This is a genomic window from Allopontixanthobacter sp., from assembly GCF_034376665.1.
Lineage (GTDB): Bacteria > Pseudomonadota > Alphaproteobacteria > Sphingomonadales > Sphingomonadaceae > Allopontixanthobacter.
In genome coordinates this window covers 1-17185 of the sequence record NZ_JAXMJI010000016.1, presented here as the reverse complement: position 1 = coordinate 17185, position 17185 = coordinate 1, and the positions used below count along the sequence as shown (strand labels likewise).

At 62.8% G+C, this 17185-nt stretch carries 16 protein-coding genes and 1 tRNA gene; 10 read left to right on the top strand and 7 right to left on the bottom strand.

Annotation, left to right across the window (positions count from 1 at the left end):
• The 3 genes from msrA to dxs form a co-directional block, all read left to right on the top strand.
• A partial coding sequence (gene msrA, locus U0988_RS01435; protein WP_322290869.1) for a peptide-methionine (S)-S-oxide reductase MsrA occupies nt 1–555 on the top strand: 555 nt, incomplete at its 5' end.
• Nucleotides 556–609: 54 nt separating this feature from the next.
• Nucleotides 610–1074 carry a Fur family transcriptional regulator gene (locus tag U0988_RS01430; RefSeq protein ID WP_322290868.1) on the top strand — a complete coding sequence of 155 codons (465 nt, stop codon included), beginning with the start codon at nt 610–612 and terminating at the stop codon, nt 1072–1074.
• 80 nt (nt 1075–1154) lie between these two features.
• A complete protein-coding gene (gene dxs, locus U0988_RS01425; protein WP_322290867.1) occupies nt 1155–3080 on the top strand; it encodes a 1-deoxy-D-xylulose-5-phosphate synthase in 1926 nt (641 codons plus the stop codon).
• Nucleotides 3081–3102: 22 nt separating this feature from the next.
• Here dxs and U0988_RS01420 read toward each other — a convergent pair whose 3' ends face one another.
• The 5 genes from U0988_RS01420 to U0988_RS01400 all read right to left on the bottom strand — a co-directional run bounded on the left by U0988_RS01420 (nt 3103) and on the right by U0988_RS01400 (nt 9474).
• The gene (locus U0988_RS01420) at nt 3103–3801 is read right to left on the bottom strand and encodes an NnrU family protein (RefSeq protein WP_322290866.1); all 699 of its coding nucleotides are present in this window, start codon (nt 3799–3801) and stop codon (nt 3103–3105) included.
• A 31-nt stretch (nt 3802–3832) separates the two neighbouring features.
• Nucleotides 3833–4741 carry a VacJ family lipoprotein gene (locus tag U0988_RS01415; RefSeq protein WP_322290865.1) on the bottom strand — a complete coding sequence of 303 codons (909 nt, stop codon included), beginning with the start codon at nt 4739–4741 and terminating at the stop codon, nt 3833–3835.
• A gap of 276 nt (nt 4742–5017) precedes the next feature.
• Nucleotides 5018–6325 (bottom strand): amidohydrolase family protein, encoded by a 1308-nt coding sequence (locus tag U0988_RS01410; RefSeq protein WP_322290864.1) that lies wholly within the window; start codon nt 6323–6325, stop codon nt 5018–5020.
• Nucleotides 6322–7695, bottom strand: coding sequence for an amidohydrolase (locus U0988_RS01405; RefSeq protein WP_322290863.1), 1374 nt, complete (start codon nt 7693–7695; stop codon nt 6322–6324). The genes U0988_RS01410 and U0988_RS01405 overlap by 4 nt, the downstream gene beginning before the upstream one ends.
• Before the next feature lie 24 nt (nt 7696–7719).
• The gene (locus tag U0988_RS01400; protein ID WP_322290862.1) at nt 7720–9474 is read right to left on the bottom strand and encodes a peptide MFS transporter; all 1755 of its coding nucleotides are present in this window, start codon (nt 9472–9474) and stop codon (nt 7720–7722) included.
• A 225-nt stretch (nt 9475–9699) separates the two neighbouring features.
• Between U0988_RS01400 and U0988_RS01395 the strand changes: the two genes are divergently transcribed.
• The 7 genes from U0988_RS01395 (at nt 9700) to U0988_RS01365 (ending at nt 15203) form a co-directional block, all read left to right on the top strand.
• A complete protein-coding gene (locus U0988_RS01395; RefSeq protein ID WP_322290861.1) occupies nt 9700–10047 on the top strand; it encodes a GntR family transcriptional regulator in 348 nt (115 codons plus the stop codon).
• A gap of 165 nt (nt 10048–10212) precedes the next feature.
• Entirely contained in the window at nt 10213–10494 is a 282-nt protein-coding gene (locus U0988_RS01390; protein ID WP_322290860.1) for an integration host factor subunit beta, read from the top strand.
• A 93-nt stretch (nt 10495–10587) separates the two neighbouring features.
• Nucleotides 10588–10672, top strand: a tRNA-Leu gene (locus tag U0988_RS01385).
• 212 nt (nt 10673–10884) lie between these two features.
• Nucleotides 10885–11562, top strand: coding sequence for a PilZ domain-containing protein (locus tag U0988_RS01380; protein ID WP_322290859.1), 678 nt, complete (start codon nt 10885–10887; stop codon nt 11560–11562).
• 117 nt (nt 11563–11679) lie between these two features.
• Nucleotides 11680–13275: an NAD(P)/FAD-dependent oxidoreductase gene (locus U0988_RS01375; RefSeq protein ID WP_322290858.1), complete on the top strand. Its 1596-nt coding sequence runs from the start codon at nt 11680–11682 to the stop codon at nt 13273–13275.
• A 36-nt stretch (nt 13276–13311) separates the two neighbouring features.
• Entirely contained in the window at nt 13312–13437 is a 126-nt protein-coding gene (locus U0988_RS01370; protein ID WP_322290857.1) for a hypothetical protein, read from the top strand.
• Nucleotides 13434–15203, top strand: coding sequence for a hypothetical protein (locus U0988_RS01365; RefSeq protein ID WP_322290856.1), 1770 nt, complete (start codon nt 13434–13436; stop codon nt 15201–15203). The genes U0988_RS01370 and U0988_RS01365 overlap by 4 nt, the downstream gene beginning before the upstream one ends.
• On the opposite strand, the gene msrB is transcribed toward U0988_RS01365, so the two are convergent.
• Together msrB and U0988_RS01355 are read right to left on the bottom strand one after the other, a co-directional pair.
• Complete coding sequence (gene msrB / locus U0988_RS01360; protein WP_322290855.1) at nt 15204–15701, bottom strand: peptide-methionine (R)-S-oxide reductase MsrB; 498 nt, start codon at nt 15699–15701, stop codon at nt 15204–15206.
• Nucleotides 15702–15801: 100 nt separating this feature from the next.
• On the bottom strand, nt 15802–17148 hold the full coding sequence (locus U0988_RS01355) for a cytochrome P450 (RefSeq protein WP_322290870.1): 1347 nt from the start codon (nt 17146–17148) through the stop codon (nt 15802–15804).
• Nucleotides 17149–17185 lie beyond the last annotated feature (37 nt).

The window sequence follows — 17185 nt, the reverse complement described above, 5'->3', positions numbered from 1 at the left end:
ACCGGCTTGAAGACGGCGATTTTCGCGGGCGGCTGTTTCTGGGGAATCGAGGGCGTGTTCAGCCACGTGAAGGGCGTGAAGAGCGCCGTTTCCGGCTATCACGGCGGCAATCAGGCCACCGCGACTTACAAGCAGATCGGCACCGGCTTTACCGAGCATGCCGAAGCAGTGCGCGTGGTCTATGATCCTGCGGTTGTCCGGTATGATGAATTGCTGCGGATATTCTTCTCGGTCGGGGCTGATCCGACCTTGCGCAATCGCCAGGGCCCCGATGTCGGCCCGCAATACCGCGCCGCGCTGATCCCGATGAGCAAGGAACAGCGTGCTGTCGCCTCCGCCTATCTGGCGCAGATGAAGAAATCGGGCAAATGGGGCAAGCCGATCGTGACCGGCCTCGAAAGTTACCGGAAATTCTACAAGGCCGAAAGCGAACACCAGGATTTCCTCGCCGACAATCCGCGCCACCCCTACATCGTCCGCTGGGACATGCCCAAGGTGCGCGCGCTTAAGGCGATGTATCCCGGCCAATACAGCGCCACCTTCCAGCGCAATTGAGCCACTGCTGCCGAACAATTGGCAATTTGGCCGCGCCGCCGCTATATGCCGGCGATGGCCCAGCAGCATCACCACCATAGCGAACATGCCGGCGAAACCCTGGTGGAGGCCGCACGGGCCGCGCTGACCGGCGCGGGCGAACAATGGACCGGAATGCGCTCAGACGTGTTCGAGGAACTGGCGCGGCATGAACGCCCCGCCTCGGCCTATGACATCGCCGAAAACCTGTCGAAGACCCGCGGTAAGCGCGTGGCCCCCAACAGCGTGTACCGGATCCTCGACCTGTTCGTGAGCAACAATCTGGCCATGAGGGTGGAAAGCGCGAATGCCTATCTGGCCAACACCCACCCCGGCTGCACCCACGACTGTATCTTTCTGGTGTGCGACGAATGCGGCGAGGCGACCCACGTCGATAATGACGACATTTCGAAGGCCGTTCGCGGCGTCGCCCAGGGTGCCGACTTCAAACCGGAACGCCCGATCATAGAAATCCGCGGCCTGTGCGCCGGATGCCGCTGAGCTAGGGGGCATTCAGTCCCGTCCGAGCGGGGCCTTTTCGTTCATCGACAGGCATCCTTTCGCGGTGTAGGTTGCCCAGCATGAATGCACGACCCGATACACCGCTTCTCGACACCGTCGATGTTCCCGCCGATCTGCGAAAGCTCGAACAAAGCCAGTTGCGCCAATTGGCCGATGAACTGCGGGCGGAAATGATCTCCACCGTCGGCAGTACCGGCGGACATCTCGGCTCCGGACTCGGCGTGGTGGAACTGACTACGGCAATCCATTACGTGTTCGACACCCCGACCGACCGGCTAATCTGGGATGTCGGCCACCAGGCCTACCCGCACAAGATCCTGACCGGGCGGCGCGACCGCATCCGGACCCTGCGGCAGGGCGGCGGGTTGAGCGGGTTCACCAAGCGCAGCGAAAGCGAATACGACCCGTTCGGCGCGGCGCACAGTTCGACCTCGATTTCTGCCGGACTCGGGTTCGCAGTCGCCAACAAGCTGGCGGGTACACCGGGCAAGGCCATCGCAGTCATCGGTGACGGCGCGATGAGCGCGGGCATGGCCTATGAAGCGATGAACAACGCCGAACAGGCGGGCAACCGGCTGGTGGTGATACTCAACGACAACGACATGTCGATCGCGCCGCCGGTGGGCGGGCTCAGCGCCTATCTGGCGCGAATGGTATCCTCCAGCGAATACCTCGGCCTGCGCAGCCTCGCGTCGAAAGTCGTTCGGAAGTTTTCCCGGCGGATCCATTCGAGCCTCGAAAAGGCAGAGGAATATACCCGCGGGATGGTGACCGGCGGCACGCTGTTCGAAGAAATGGGCTTCTATTATGTCGGCCCGATCGACGGCCACAATCTCGACCATCTGATCCCGGTGCTGGAAAATGTCCGCGATAGCGACCAGGGTCCGATCCTGATCCATGTGGTCACCAAGAAGGGCAAGGGCTATGCCCCCGCCGAAGAAAGCGCCGACAAATATCACGGCGTCGCCAAATTCGACATCGTCAGCGGCAAGCAGGACAAAGGCCCGGGCGGCGGACCGCCTGCCTATCAGAATGTCTTCGGCGAAACGCTGGCCAGACTGGCCGACACCGATCCGCTGATCTGCGCGATTACCGCCGCGATGCCGTCCGGCACCGGGGTCGACAAATTCGCCAAGGCGCATCCGGACAGGGCGTTCGACGTCGGGATTGCCGAACAGCACGGAGTAACCTTTGCCGCCGGATTGGCCGCGCAGGGAATGCGGCCGTTCTGCGCGATCTATTCGACCTTCCTGCAGCGGGCCTTCGACCAGGTGGTGCACGATGTGGCGATCCAGAACCTGCCGGTCCGTTTTGCCATCGACCGGGCGGGGCTGGTCGGTGCCGACGGCGCGACCCATGCGGGCAGTTTCGATATCACCTATCTGGCGACGCTGCCGAATTTCGTGGTCATGGCCGCCGCCGACGAGGCGGAACTGGTCCACATGACCTATACCGCCGCCTGCCATGACAGCGGCCCGATCGCGTTCCGCTATCCGCGCGGCAACGGCACCGGGGTGGCCCTGCCCGATGTTCCCGAACGGCTCGAGATCGGCAAGGGCCGCATCATGCGCGAAGGCAGCAAGATCGCGCTGCTCAGCCTTGGCACACGGCTGGCGGAAGCGCTTAAGGCGGCAGACCAATTGGAAGCCAGGGGCCTAAGCACTACTGTTGCCGACCTGCGCTTTGCCAAACCGCTCGACAGCAGGATGATCGAGGATTTGTGCCGCACCCATGATGTGGTGGTGACCGTCGAAGAAGGCAGCATCGGCGGGCTTGGCGCGCATGTGCTGACCCTGGCGAGCGACCTCGGGCTGACTGACGCGGGACTGAAGATCCGCACCCTGCGCCTGCCTGATATCTTCCAGGACCACGACGCGCCGGACAAGCAGTATGACGAGGCCGGTCTCAACGCTCCCAGCATCGTGGACACCGTGCTGAAGGCGCTGCGGCACAATTCCGCGGGTGTGGAAGAAGCCCGCGCCTGAACCGCGCCAGGTTGCTATCGGATCAGATCCAGCGCCACACACCCGCGGGTAGCCCGCCCGCCGGGGTGTGCAGCCAGGTGAACAGCAGCCACAGGGCCGCCCCTGCAAGCCACAGCGCCGGTTTCACCTGCAGCAGGCGGGACCATTTCGGCCAGTAACTCGTCCGGTTTTCCCACACGCGCCACGCATCGCCCATCAGCGCTTCCTTCTTGCGGTCCTGCATCCGGGCGCCGACCAGCGCGAGAAAGATGACTGCGCCCATCACCACCAGTGTTCGCGATGTCGGGGCGGCGACCAGATGGCCGATGCCGATCAGGGAAATGCCCCACATCATCGGGTGACGGGTGACACGCAGAACCCCGGCGGGCTCCTGCCGCGCCGCCTGCTCAGCACCAGGTGCAGGCAGCGCCGGATTGCCGAGAAACGATCCGGCGAGCAAAACTGCACCCAGCAGCGCAAAGGCGCTGCCGACCACCCAGCTGGCATCGTCGAACCCGGCCCACAGCGGAAGGGCAGGCGCGTCTATCGCCTTGAAAGCGAAATACATCCACACCAGCGCCGCAGCGCTGACGAGACTGTAGACACCCTGAAAACCGGTGGGGCCCAGAGCCCGGACCATCGAGGCCCGCAGCGGGTGCGACATGGCGAAATGCGACCCGACGAAAAATGCCGTGGCGGCGATCAATGCGATCAATTGCGGTTCCATCCAGTTCCCCCCCATGCAAACCGGCTCAATTCCGCCCCGTTGTGCGTTACTCGGCCGGAGCGGTAACGCTCGCGGCATCAGGCAGCGGCGATAAAGCCTCCGGCGTGCATTCCGCCAGCGGCCGGTTGCGCAAGGTATCGATAGCACGCTGGCGTTCGCACAGATAGGTTTCCCGCATGGTCGCGTACGGAAAATCGCTATCGGCAATCCGGCTGTGCTTTTCTTCCAGTTCGATGCGTTCATCAAGGGCGCGCACCGTGTAGGAGGTCGCGGCAAATTCCAGCCGGTTGAACGGGTCGCCAAAGGCCGCCGGCATCACCAAAGTATCGAGCGTGTTGCCGACCAGGTCGCGCACCGTGGTGGGACCGATCAGTGGGAGATAGAGAAACGCGCCGCTGTCCACGCCATAGAATCCGAGCGTGTTGGCAAATCCGTTGTTGCGGCGGGGCAGGTTGAAGGGTTCTTTTTTGGCGACGTCCACCAGGCCGGCCAGACCAAGCGTGGAATTGATTGCGAAGCGGCCGACGGTCTCTGCCGCCTTGCCGATTTTTCCCTGCAGCAGAAAATTGAGAAACGCGATCGGTTCGCGCAGATTACTGAACAGATTGCTCAATCCCTTGCGTAACGGCCGGGGCAGGCCGTCTTCATAAACATCGGCAATCGGTTGGACGAGCGCCTGATCAACGGATTGGACCGACTCGTACACGTCGGCGTTAAGTTGGAACAGCGGATCACCGGGCGGGGCCTCGGTCATCCCTTCCACCACGATGACGTTGCCTTCGAATTCGTCGCCGGCGGGGGGAGCATCGGCGGGAAGGCTGCTCTCCGGCTCCCCTTCTCCCGGCTCGGCTGGCGCAGGGTCTTGGGCCGGGTCGACCGGAGGGACGACCACCGGCCCGGCGGGGGGCAACGGGGGTTCACCAGTGCTTTGCAGCGCTGCCGGGATCGCCTGCACCCCGTCCAGCGTCCTTCGGCTGGACACCGCATTCTGCGCTACCGGAAGCATCGGAATTATCTGCGGCTGGGCCGACGATGAGGGGGGCGACGCCGCAATCAGGAGGGCAGCGAGAGTCGACAGATCAGGGGTCATTACCGGATTCCACAGCGCGGAAGACGTTGATCGTCCCCGCGGCGCTTCCTTACCCCCAAAGCAAGGCCGCCAAAACGATGGATTCCCGGCGCGGTTCTGTCAAGCGCGGTCTTCATTCTGGGTCCGTTGGCGAGGTGTGCCTTACCAGTCGTAGGCCTTGGGCAGATCGCTTTCATCCAGATCACGGTAGCGTTCCCGCAAACCGGTCTGGTGGTTGTCCACCGGTTGTTCCACCCCGTCGATGAACACCCGCAGCGGGGCGGAGGACAGTTCCAGCGGATCACCGTCCCAGATCACCACATCGCCCGCCGCGCCGGGAGTCAGCGAACCGAGCTTGCCGCCCATCCCGCTGATCGAAGCCGGGATGGAGGTTATGGACGCGAGCGCTTGACCCCAGCTGAGGCCGGAAGCGCGCGGTACCTGGCTCAAGGCAACCAGATTTCCGGCATATTGCGTGGCATTGCGCGGCTGTTCGGTGCCGGTCATGCCGCCGATCGCGACTTTCACCCCGGCAGCAACCATCCGGCCGACGTTGCTCTGCGTTGCCGCCAACTGTTCGAATTTGGCCGGGAGATCGTCGAGCGCTTCGGCGATGACCGGCACCTTGGCGGCTGCGAGGGCATCGGCCACCAGCCAGCCTTCGCTGGCACCGACCAGCACCATGTCGAGTTTCGGAAATTCGCTGCGCATGGCCAGCACGCTGCGGATGTCCGCCGCGCGCTCGACATAGATATACAGTTTCTGTTCGCCGCGGATCACCGGCACCAGCGCAGCCACATCGGCGCGAGTCAGCAGCGCGGCTTCGCCTTCCCATGTTCCCGACGCAAACTCGCTTGCTTCGCGCAGGGCATTGCGCAGGGCAACATTGGTCGCCACCCGGCTGCCGCCGGCAAGGCGTGCGCCGCCTTCGCCAAGGATCACCATCTGGAAAGCGCGCGGCTTGGTCACCGCAGCGGGATCCGCCCCCAGATCGATGATCGCTCCCTGTCCGGCAAATATCGAATCGCCGGGCGAGGGGGCGATGCTTGCGCGCGTGACGCCGCCGGCGCGGCTGACGCCGATATCCTGCGCGGCGGGATTGATTGCGGTGGATACATCGAGCGCGATATTGAACGGCGAACTGCTCGCCCGCGTGTCGTTGCTTTCATCGACCCCGCCAACATCGACCAGGCCGAGATCGGTGATGGCGGCAAAGATGCCGGGGGTCACCCAGGCGCCGTTGACGTCGTAAACGGTGCCCGTTTCGAACGGGGCGCCCGCTGGCGTCGGCCCGGCAGCCACGATCTTGCCGTTGCGCACTTCGACCATGCCGTTATCGATCGGTTCCGAACCGTCACCGATGGCCAGTTTTGCGTTGAGGATAATGAAATCCTGTGCAGCGGCAGGAACCGCACAAGCGGTCAATGCCGCTGCCAAAGCAATCAGCGGGAGCTTCGGGAGGCGGTTCATTTCACGTCTCCTTCACCGGGCTGGCCAAGCTCGAAATCGCTGACCGGTCGGCGCTTCGGGTCGAGCGAATCATACATCAGGGCACCGTCGATCCAGACTTTCTCGGGCCGCGAATAGACACTGAGAGGGTTGCCGTTCCACAGCACCACATCGGCCATCTTGCCCGCTTCCAGGCTACCGGTCATTGCATCGATACCCATTGCCTTTGCGGCGTTGAGGGTCAGCCAGGAAATCACTTCGGCGTCGGGGATCGTGATCCCCATGCGCCGGCCGGCCGCCTGGGCCTTGGCCGCTTCCTGATTGAGGCGCTGGATGCCGTTTTCATCGTCGGAATGGATCACCACGCAGGCACCTGCTTGCTGGAGCAGGGCCGCGTTTTCCGGAATGCCGTCATAACTTTCCATCTTGAAGCCGTACCAATCGGCCCAGATGGCGGAGCAAACGCCGTTTTCCTTCAGCAGATCGCCGATTTTGTAGCTTTCGACCGCATGATGGAACGCGCTGACCTTGTACCCGAATTCCTTCGCCATATCCATGACCAGCGCCATTTCGTCCGCGCGGTAGCAATGGTTGTGGATGAGGATGTCGCCGTCGAGCACCCCGGCCAGTGTTTCCTTCGCGAGATCGCGCTTTTCGCGGTCACCGTCGGCGTATTCCTTCGCATCCAGCCACATCTGGCGGTTGACCGCGAAATTGCCCATTCGGGTGGAGGGCATCCGGTTACGGCCGCCATAGACCCGCTTGGGATTTTCGCCGCAGGCCATCTTCATGCCGTAAGGCGCGCCGGGGAACTTCATCCCCTGTACTGTGCGCGAGGGCACGTTCTTCAGCGTGACCGATCGGCCGCCTGTCAGGTTTGCGCTGCCTGGCAGGATCTGCAGCGAGGTGATCCCGCCATTGGCCAGCGCGCGGCTGAAACCGGGGTCCTGCGGCCAGACCGAATGTTCCGCCCACACTTCGGGCGTCGTCGGGCCGGTCGCTTCGTTGCCGTCCGAATGCGCCTCGACCGAAGGCGTAGGATAATTGCCCAGATGGCTATGGATATCGATCACGCCGGGGGTGACGAATTTCCCGCTCCCGTCGATCCGCGTGTACCCGGATGGAACCGCGAGGTCAGGCCCGCCCAAGGCGACCACCTTGCCGCCGGAAAACAGCACCGTGCCATTGTCGATCCGGCCGCCGGCTCCGTCATAGACGGTTGCGCCGACCAGTGCCGTGGGCGCACCGGGATAGGCCGCATAGGTGGAGGGATACGGCGTATCCACCGGGCCGGAAGCGTCCGCGGATCCGGCACTGTCCGTGCTGCCGGTGGTTGAACACGCCCCGAGCGCGATCGCGCACCCCAGAATCGCAAAGGCACGAAATTGCATCCGGCTGGTCTCCGTAAGTCGTAATTATAGCGGCTTGGTTGTGGGATGCATGCCGGCGGCCTGGGGTTCGGCAGCTTCTGCCTGCCCTTCCAGTTCGCTGCCGACATTGTCATCGCGCAGCGTGTCAAGATGCATCAGCTTCTTGATCAAGGGGCTGATCACCATCACCAGGATACCGACACCAACCGCGGTCCAGCCGACCGTCGAATACACGTCGATCACCACAGCCTTGCCCGATGCCTCGCCGACCCCTTCCGCACCGGTTGCGGCAGCGATCAGGCCAGCCGCAAAGTTACCCGTGGCCGATGCGAAGAACCAGACCCCCATGATCAGCGATGCCAGATGAGCCGGAGCGAGCCGGTTCATGGCCGACAGGCCGACCGGGCTGAGGCAAAGCTCGCCGGTGGTGTGCAGCAGATAGATCAGGAAGATGAACAGCACCGGGACGGGGACATCCAGCCCGACCGAGCGGGCACCCCAGACCAGAACGAGGAAACCAAGACCGACCTGGATGACGGCAAGGCCGAATTTCAGGGGCGTCGAAGGTTCGATCCCCTTCCGGCCCATGACGGTCCACAAGGTCGCGAACACCGGGGCCAGCAGGATGATGTAGATCGCGTTGATCGACTGGAAAACGGAGGCAGGAACGCCGCCACGGTCCACATGGCGATCGGTAAACAGGTTCAGCGATGAACCGGCCTGCTCGAACAAGGCCCAGAAAATGATCGAGGTGATGATCAGGAACATTGCCGCAAAGATCCGGTCCCGGTCATGGAATGTCTTGGAAATCATTTGCTGCGCCATGACCGCGATCATGACAAGCAAACCGGCGAGCGGAATGATTGTCAGCGCAGGGTCGAGCGTTACCACCACCAGCATACCGATGACCGTGACGATGGCACCCAGGACGAACAGGTTCACCGGCATAGATGGAGATTCGCGGTAGGAACCATAGGCGAGCCTGAAGGTGGCGATATAAAGCACGTAGGAAACCAGCGCGGCCCCGAAGGTCCCCAGCAGACCGCCAACGACCGACTGGTACTGGACCAGGACCCAGCACAGCGCGACCAGCAGCAGGCCGACCCCGTAGATGCTCCATTCGGTGGTCTTGCCAAGTGGCTGGCTCGGCTCACCCCGTCCGAGCAGCAGGGGCTTGCCCCAGACGAACACCGCCAGACCCGCGAGCATGCCGATACCGGCGAGCCCGAAGCCGTATCCCCAGCCATAGGTTTCGCCAATGTAACCGCACAGCAGCGAACCCAGCGCAGCGCCGAGATTGATGCCCATGTAGAAGATTGTGTAGGCTCCATCCCGGCGCACGTCGGTGCGAGGGTAGAGCTGGCCGACGATCACGGAAATATTCGCCTTCAGGAAACCCGATCCGACGATGATCAGGGCAAGCGCCATCCAGAAGACATAGATGACGGGATTATCTGTATTGCCGGCGCGCGGGGCACCTTCGAAAGCCATGAAGAAGTGACCCAGTGTCAACAACACCGCGCCGAACAGCACGGCTTTGCGCTGGCCCAGATAGCGGTCGGCCAGATAGCCGCCGACTACGGGGGTAATATACACCAGAGCCGTGTAGGCCCCGTAGATGATGCCCGATTCCTCATCGGAAAAAAGCCAGTGCTTGGTAAGATAGAAAATCAGCAGCGCGCGCATGCCGTAATAGGAAAACCGTTCCCACATCTCGGCGAAGAAGAGGACGAAAAGCCCCTTGGGATGGCCGAGGATCGTGCCAGCGGCATCCCCGCTTGCGGCATATTTTGTCGCCATTGTGCTGATAATCCCTCTGATATTTGACCCTGCGGGCCGCATCGTGCCGCGCGGCTTGTAAACCGCGCACACTAGCGGCTGTTTTTCTCATGTGAAGTGTTAGTTTCCGCTGAAACCGGCGATTGCGAAAACGCTTGTGCTGCTGCCTCCGCGGTTGGGCCTGCAGGGCAGAGCTTGACGCGCCGCGCTGTATTATGGCACTGATGCACCCAGCAAGGAAATCCGATGCCCCAACAACCCCGCCCGGTCTATCTCAAGCTTCGCGACCTCATCGCGGCAGCCATCATCGAGGGCAAATATCCCGAGGGCGAAATGCTGCCGTCGGTCCGCGCTTTCGCCGCCGCACAAGGCGCGAATCCGCTGACCGTGGCCAAGGCCTACCAGCAATTCCAGACCGACGGCCTGGTCGAGGTGCAGCGCGGGGTGGGCATGTATGTGGTCCCGGGCGCCGCCGCGAAATTGCGCAATGCGGAGCGCGAGCGCTTTATTGCCAGCGAATGGCCGGAGATCGTGGCCCGGATGCAGCGATTGGGAATCGATCCGGCCGAACTGATCGAAACCGAATCGGCCTAGCCACCGACCTCGTCACCGCAGCGAGGCCACCTCTATTGTGCGAAACCGCACAATATGTCACTTTGACGCCAACGAAAAAACTAAGTAGCGTTCTTGCGCGGGGGCGTTGGAGTAAGAGTTCGCAGCAATATACCGGGAACCGGTGCGTCGGACGAGGGGAATGAAATGATCAGATCGGAATTGCTGCAGGCGCTGGCGCAGGACAATCCTGAGTTGCACAGCGATGAAATCGAACAGGTGGTGGACATCTTCTTCGAAGAGATCGCGCAGCGGCTCGCCGAAGGCGGCCGGGTCGAGCTGCGCGGATTCGGCGCGTTCTCGACGCGTGAACGCAATGCGCGCAAGGGCCGTAATCCTCGCACCGGCGAACCGGTCGACGTTCCCGGCAAACGGGTACCCTATTTCAAACCGGGCAAGGAAATGCGTCAGCGCCTCAATGTAGGATAACGGGCAGTCGCGCGCTGCGCGGCACCCACCTGTATTGGCAGGACACAAATCCGGCGTTACGGGCTGCGCTGTGCCGCCTCTGTAATTGGCGCGGCGGGTGTGGCGGAATGGTAGACGCCGGGGACTTAAAATCCCCTGATCCTTGATCGTGCTGGTTCGAGTCCAGTCACCCGCACCAATCGTTCCTCGCAGCCGGGTATTCAGCAGCATCCTCGGGGTTTGCCAGCCAGCGCTGGCTAGAGGGTGATCCGATCGTGTGGTGGCCGAGCACGATGAAGCAATCTTAAACACATTTTTCAGTAATGGTCCCTAGGCCAGCAATAGCGGGAAGATAGCTTTCGTTCAGGTAGAAGCGGCGCGAGTTTTGATCGAATCTTCCGAGGGGCAGTAATGGGTTACGAAAAATTCGACGGAAGGTTTGACGTCGCTCAGCACCATGAACCGATTGCCGTCGCGCTCGAAGAGCGGGCGGTGCCGCGCTTCACCTTGCTGATCCGCACGGCGAAGCTGGTCTGCGGCGAAGCTGAATATCTCTGCGTGATCCGGGACGTCTCGGCCGAGGGGGTCAGTGCCCGGCTCTTCCATCCGTTGCCGCCGGTCAGCCGCCTGCCCGCGGACCCGGACGCCCGGTTCGTTCTCGAAATGCAGACCGGAGACCTACACCCGGTGAGGGCCGTCTGGGAAAAGCCGGGCGAAGCGGGCTTTCAGTTTCTTACCCCGGTGGATGTCGAGCAGATGATTCGCCGATCGAGCCAGTTTCCCAAGCGCGAACTGCGCTTTACCGCTCAGCTACCCGTAAAGCTTGTGGTCCCAGGCGCGAAACATCCGGCGATGCTGCATAACATCTCCCAGCAGGGGGCGATGATCGAAGCTGGCGAACATCTGAAGATTGCCCAGACCATGTGGATCGAAAGCCGGTCATTGCCCGACATCGAAGCAAAGGTGCGCTGGCGCCAGGGTGAACGCTACGGACTGATCTTCGACACCACATTCCGGATGGGCGACCTCGCCGAGATCATTCGTCTACTTCAGAAACGGGTCGGCGGAGCGGGTAAGCCCCCGTCCTGAAAATCCGGGGCCCTGATAACCGCATGGGTAACCCACTGGTGCCGTCAGAATTGCAGAATTAATCTTCCCCTAACCATTTTCCTTCACGCTCGGGCCAGAAGATGGACCGGGGCGCTGATGAATCACGAAACCGCCAAGCAACTGAGTGTCGATGTCGCCATTATCGGTGCGGGTCCGGCCGGCCTCACGGCGGGCTATCTGCTGACCAAACAGGGCAAGACGGTGGCGATCATCGAAAAGGATCCGGTCTATGTCGGCGGGATCAGCCGGACGGTCGAGCACGAAGGTTACCGGTTCGATGTCGGCGGACACCGGTTCTACTCCAAGAGTGCGGCTGTGATCGATCTGTGGAACGAGATCCTGCCCGAGGGTTTCCTCCAGCACTCGCGGATGAGCCGGATCTATTACGAGGGCAAATTCTATTCCTATCCGCTTCGCGCATTCGAGGCGCTCGCAAACCTCGGCATCGGGCGCTCTGCCGCCTGCATGGCCAGTTACCTGCACTCCAAGCTGTTTCCCGTGGCGGACGTTAGAAGCTTCGAAGACTGGATTACTAACCGGTTCGGCCGCAAGCTCTATGCGATCTTTTTCAAGACCTATGCAGAAAAAATCTGGGGTATGCCTGGCGCCGAAATAAGCGCCGACTGGGCCTCACAGCGCCTCACCTACCTGACCCTGGGGAGCGCGGTGGTCGATGGTCTCAAGCGTTCGCTGGGGCTGGCCAGGAAACCCGATGATGGCCAGGCGCGCAAGACCCTTTCGGACAGCTTTCGCTATCCGCGGCTCGGCGCAGGGATGATGTGGGATGCCGCGCGGGACAAGATCGTCGCGGCCGGCGGCACCGTGCTGATGGGCCGCAGCCTCGAACAGCTCGCCAGCGACGGCATCGGCGGCTGGCGCATGTCTGCGAGCGGCCCGGACGGGAAGATCGTGATTACCGCGAAAGATGCGATCAGTTCCGCGCCGATGCGGGAGCTCGCCGCCCGGCTGCACCCGTTGCCCGATACCACGATGAACGCGGCGAAACTGAAATACCGGGACTTTCTGATCGTCGCGCTGAAAATCAGATCGGCCGACCTTTTCCCGGACAACTGGATCGACATCCAGGACAACCAGCTGCAGGTAAGCCGGGTCCAGAATTTCCACAGCTGGTCGCCGGAAATGGTCCCGGACAAGGACGCGGCGTGTGTCGGACTGGAATATTTCTGCTTCGAAGGGGACGGGCTGTGGTCATCGTCGGACGATGATTTGATCGCGCTCGCCACCCGGGAAATGGATATTCTCGGTCTGTGCGACCCAGCCGGCGTGATCGGCGGCGTGGTGGTGCGGCAGGAGAAAGCCTGCCCGGTGTATGACGAGGATTACGCCGCCAATGTGGGCGCCATGCGCCGGGAACTGGAAACGAAATTCCCCAGTCTGCATCTGATCGGGCGTAACGGAATGCATCGCTACTACAATCAGGATCACGCGATGATGACCGCGATGCTGACAGTCGAGAACATTCTCGCCGGTACCCGCGTGTACGACACCTGGTCCGTCAATGAAGACGCCGAATATCATGAAGCCGGGACCAATTGTGCGAAAGCTGGCCTTCCGGGCCGCGAGCAATGGGGCGAACACCTTCCGGTCAGAGAAGATCAGGCGGCGCTCATTTCGCCGCACGCCGATCCGGAAGGCATTACACCGGCAAAGGGCAGCTCGAGGGCTGCGTAGCGCAAAGTGCGGCGGGGGCCGCAGGGGGGGCAATCGATGATCGTATATCTGACCAGGCTGCACGACACTCGGCTGAGCCGCTATCTGCTCGCCAGCTTTGATGCGGTGGTAGTGGACTTCGGCAGCTTCCGCACGGTCTTTCGCGGCCGCACAAGCCAATGATCGATCGCCGGCGGCCCTTGTTTGCTCCCGAGCTGATGGTCCGCGTGGCGCTGGCGTGGGTGATGATCTGCGCGGTGATGCTGGTGACGGGCTACGGGACGATTTCCGCCGGACGCTTTACCGATCCCGACGATCTGATGCGGCTGATGGAGGTGCGCGATCTGCTTGCCGGGCAAAGCTGGTTCGATGTCCATCAATACCGGGTCGACGCCCCTTCCGGCGGCGTGGCGATGTCTTGGTCGAGGTTGGTCGATGTGCCACTCGCGGCGCTGGTCTGGCTTTTTTCCCTGTTCCTGCCGCAGGCGACTGCCGAAATCACCGCCGCAACCATCGTGCCGCTGGTGACCTTCGGCTTTGCGCTGTTGCTGGCAGCGCGGATCGCCTGGCGCCTGATCGGGGCCGAGGCGGCGGGAATGACCTGTCTGGTCATGGCCCTGTCGGTGCCCGTCATCGTCCAGATGGGTCCGCTCAGGATCGACCACCATGGCTGGCAGATCGTGCTGGCGCTGCTCGCCTTGAACGGCATGATGGCCCGCAATCCGCGGCGGGGCGGCGCGCTCACCGGCTTCGCGCTGGCCTTGTGGATTTCCATATCGGTGGAAGGGCTGCCGCTGGCGCTGGCGATCTGCGCCGTCACGGCGCTTCGCTGGCTGGGCGACCGCCGGACCGCTTGCCGGCTGACCTCGCTCACGGGATCGCTGGCGATCAGTTCGGCCGCTATTTTCGCTTCGACCAGGGGCTTTGCCGACCTGGCGAATCATTGCGACGCGGTGTCCCCGGTGCATTTGGCGGTATTCGGCTGGGGCGGGATCTCCGTCTGGGCGCTGGCGCGGTGCGAGCCGATCCCGCGCGGTGCACTTGTGTCCGGCTTTGCGCTGATCGCGGCGGGCGGCGGCGCAATCGTCTATTTCGCCGCGCCGCAATGTGTGGGCGGCGGCTTGGTCGAACTCGATCCGTTGGCGGCCGAATACTGGTCTCGCAATGTGCGCGAGGGGATGCCGGTCTGGCAGCAGTCCCCCGCAATGGCGCTGCAGATTGTGGTGCCGCCTGCTCTCGGCCTGATTGCCACGCTGAAACTGGCGGGCCGGAGCAGCGCCTGGCTGCGGCAATGGTGGTACGATTACGCGCTGCTGCTTGGCGCGGCGCTGCTGCTCGCCATATTCGTGGCGCGCGCCGGGGCCGTGGCCGGGGCAATGGCGTCGATACCGCTCGGCTGGCAGATCGCCGTGTGGATCCGCGGAGCTCGCAATATGCGCAGCACCAGCCGCCGTATCGTTACTCTGGCGGGCACCGCCGTCGCCTTGATGCCGGCCCTTCCGCTCGGGCTGGTCACGGCCGCAATACCGGCGGAAGTCCGGGCCCGGGACAATGGGGCGCGAACGGCTGTCTGCCCGATTGCCGCGGCCACGCCGGTTCTGCGCGGTCTGCCGCAGGGCGAAATCATTGCCCCGATCGACATGGGCCCGGAACTGCTGAACGCCACAGACCATTCGGTGGTGGCCACTGGTCATCACCGGAGCGGACGGGGAATGGGCGCTATGATCAGGATATTCACCGGGCCGCCGGACACGGCCGAAGCGGCGCTTCGCACGCGCGGAACCCGCTATGTGGCAGTATGTTCCGGTCTGATGGAAACCCGCAACTATGTCGGCACGATGCCGGAAGGATTCCTGGCGGCGCTGCTTGCCGGGGATGAACCGGCATGGCTGGAACCGGTCGCTGTGCCCGGCGACGGGGCGATCCGGGTCTGGCGCATCACGGACTGATCAGGCGGGAATGAAATCCATCGCCGCACCGTTCATGCAATAGCGCTTTCCGGTCGGGCGGGGCCCGTCGTTGAAGACATGGCCGAGATGCCCGCCGCAATCGGCGCACAGCACTTCGGTACGCGGATAGCCGAGCTTGTAATCCGTATCGGTCACAATCCCGCCGCGCAGGGGCTGATAGAAGCTGGGCCAGCCGGTTCCGCTGTCGTATTTCGCTTTCGACGAATACAGGCGGTTGCCGCACCCGGCGCAGGTGAACACGCCGCTGCGCTTCTCCTTGTCGAGCGGCGAGGAATAGGGACGCTCGGTTCCGGCCCGCCGCAGGATGTAGAATTCCTGCTCGGTCAGTTTCCTGCGCCATTCCGCCTCGCTCAGCGCTTTGGGAAAGGTCCGCGCTTCCGCCGGAGCCGACCCGCAGCCCGCCAGCGCTAAGCCCGATACGGCGGTGCCGATCAGGGTCAGGACATTCCGGCGGCTCGGTATGCGGTGCTGCTGCATGGGCGGTTCCTCGGACGCGTGAGTGCTACGTACCTGATATACGCGGCGCAGTGCCGAAAAGTTGCACCTTTCCCGCCGGGCGGGGCAGGCTGCGCGGAATTCAGAACTTCTCCAGCCGGACTTCCAGCTTGCGGAACCCGTGGACGAAATTGGCCCGCACCCGCTCCACCACACCCACCACATTCACCCGCATCCGGCGGGCGTGCATTTCCTCCAGCAGGATGCGCAATTGCAATTCCGCCAGCCGTGCGCCGACGCAGCGGTGGATGCCATAGCCGAACGCCAGATGGCGGCGGGCGTTTTCGCGGGTGAAATCGAGCGCGTCCGGGTTGTCGAACACGGCCTCGTCACGGTTCGCCGAGATATACCACAGGATCACCTTCTCCCCGGCCTTGATCTCGTGCCCGAACAGGTCGGTATCTTCGGTAGCGGTACGGCGCATATGGGCCAGCGGGGTCTGGAAACGAATGCATTCCTGCACCGCATTGGGGATGATCGAAGCATCACTTTCGAACAGGGCGCGCTGGTCGGGAAATTTGTCCATCGAATGCACGATGCCGGACATCGTGTTGCGGGTGGTGTCGTTCCCCCCGACGATCAGCAGCACCAGATTGCCCATATATTCCTGCGGGCTCATGGCATTCATCGCATCCGAATGGATCATCCGGGAAATCAGGTCCGGCGCTTCGCCGGCATTGGCACGTTCCTGCCACAGCCCGGTGAAATAAGCAGCCATCTCCATCAGCATCGAATGGCGCACTTCGTCGAGGCCCGGGATCAGCGCGACTTCGGTATCGCCCGCCCAATCGGACCAGAAGGACAGCAGGTGGCGGTCTTTCCACGGGAAATCGAACAGGATCGCGAGCATCTGGGTGGTCAGTTCGATGGAGACTTTTTCCACCCAGTCGAACGTCTCGCCATAGGGCAGGGCGTCCAGCACCTCGCCCGTGCGCGCGCGCAGATCGTCTGACAGCCGGGTCATTTCCGCCGGGGTGAAAGCAGGCGCCACGGTGCGCCGCTGGCCGGTATGTTCGGGCCGGTCCATGGCGATGAACATCGGCAGTTCGAAACGCTGGTCCTCGACCAGATCATCCTTGCGGTCGAGGATGGTGATCCCGCCATTTTTCCACGACGAGCTGAATATGTCGGGCAGCGATTCGACGTGCTGGATAAGTTTGTGCGTAGTGACGTTCCAGTAATCGCCAAACGGGCTTCCGGTAATCTTGTTGATCGGTGCTTTCGCGCGCATCTCGGCAAAGATCGGCTGCCACCGGTCCTCGACATAGAGGTCGCTGCGGCTGACATCCCAATCCTGGGTATGCACCGGCAAATCTTCAGGGTGCTGCGCCAGATGCGCCTCGAGCGCCTCGACCGCAGTCGGACTGGTCCGGTAAATCGGCGCGGCCGCGCCTTGCGGGCCCGATACATCTGCCGGATTGGTCGCCATGTGCTCTCTCCTCGCGTCGCCGCCTGACCGGCCGGCA

What these genes read in the sequence shown, in the direction of transcription:
- U0988_RS01430 (WP_322290868.1), top strand. Translation starts at nt 610, where the DNA reads ATGGCCCAGCAGCATCACCACCATAGCGAACATGCCGGCGAAACCCTG.
- dxs (WP_322290867.1), top strand. Translation starts at nt 1,155, where the DNA reads ATGAATGCACGACCCGATACACCGCTTCTCGACACCGTCGATGTTCCC.
- U0988_RS01420 (WP_322290866.1), bottom strand. Translation starts at nt 3,801, where the DNA reads ATGGGGGGGAACTGGATGGAACCGCAATTGATCGCATTGATCGCCGCC.
- U0988_RS01410 (WP_322290864.1), bottom strand. Translation starts at nt 6,325, where the DNA reads ATGAACCGCCTCCCGAAGCTCCCGCTGATTGCTTTGGCAGCGGCATTG.
- U0988_RS01405 (WP_322290863.1), bottom strand. Translation starts at nt 7,695, where the DNA reads ATGCAATTTCGTGCCTTTGCGATTCTGGGGTGCGCGATCGCGCTCGGG.
- U0988_RS01400 (WP_322290862.1), bottom strand. Translation starts at nt 9,474, where the DNA reads ATGGCGACAAAATATGCCGCAAGCGGGGATGCCGCTGGCACGATCCTC.
- U0988_RS01395 (WP_322290861.1), top strand. Translation starts at nt 9,700, where the DNA reads ATGCCCCAACAACCCCGCCCGGTCTATCTCAAGCTTCGCGACCTCATC.
- U0988_RS01390 (WP_322290860.1), top strand. Translation starts at nt 10,213, where the DNA reads ATGATCAGATCGGAATTGCTGCAGGCGCTGGCGCAGGACAATCCTGAG.
- U0988_RS01380 (WP_322290859.1), top strand. Translation starts at nt 10,885, where the DNA reads ATGGGTTACGAAAAATTCGACGGAAGGTTTGACGTCGCTCAGCACCAT.
- U0988_RS01375 (WP_322290858.1), top strand. Translation starts at nt 11,680, where the DNA reads ATGAATCACGAAACCGCCAAGCAACTGAGTGTCGATGTCGCCATTATC.
- U0988_RS01370 (WP_322290857.1), top strand. Translation starts at nt 13,312, where the DNA reads ATGATCGTATATCTGACCAGGCTGCACGACACTCGGCTGAGCCGCTAT.
- U0988_RS01365 (WP_322290856.1), top strand. Translation starts at nt 13,434, where the DNA reads ATGATCGATCGCCGGCGGCCCTTGTTTGCTCCCGAGCTGATGGTCCGC.
- msrB (WP_322290855.1), bottom strand. Translation starts at nt 15,701, where the DNA reads ATGCAGCAGCACCGCATACCGAGCCGCCGGAATGTCCTGACCCTGATC.
- U0988_RS01355 (WP_322290870.1), bottom strand. Translation starts at nt 17,148, where the DNA reads ATGGCGACCAATCCGGCAGATGTATCGGGCCCGCAAGGCGCGGCCGCG.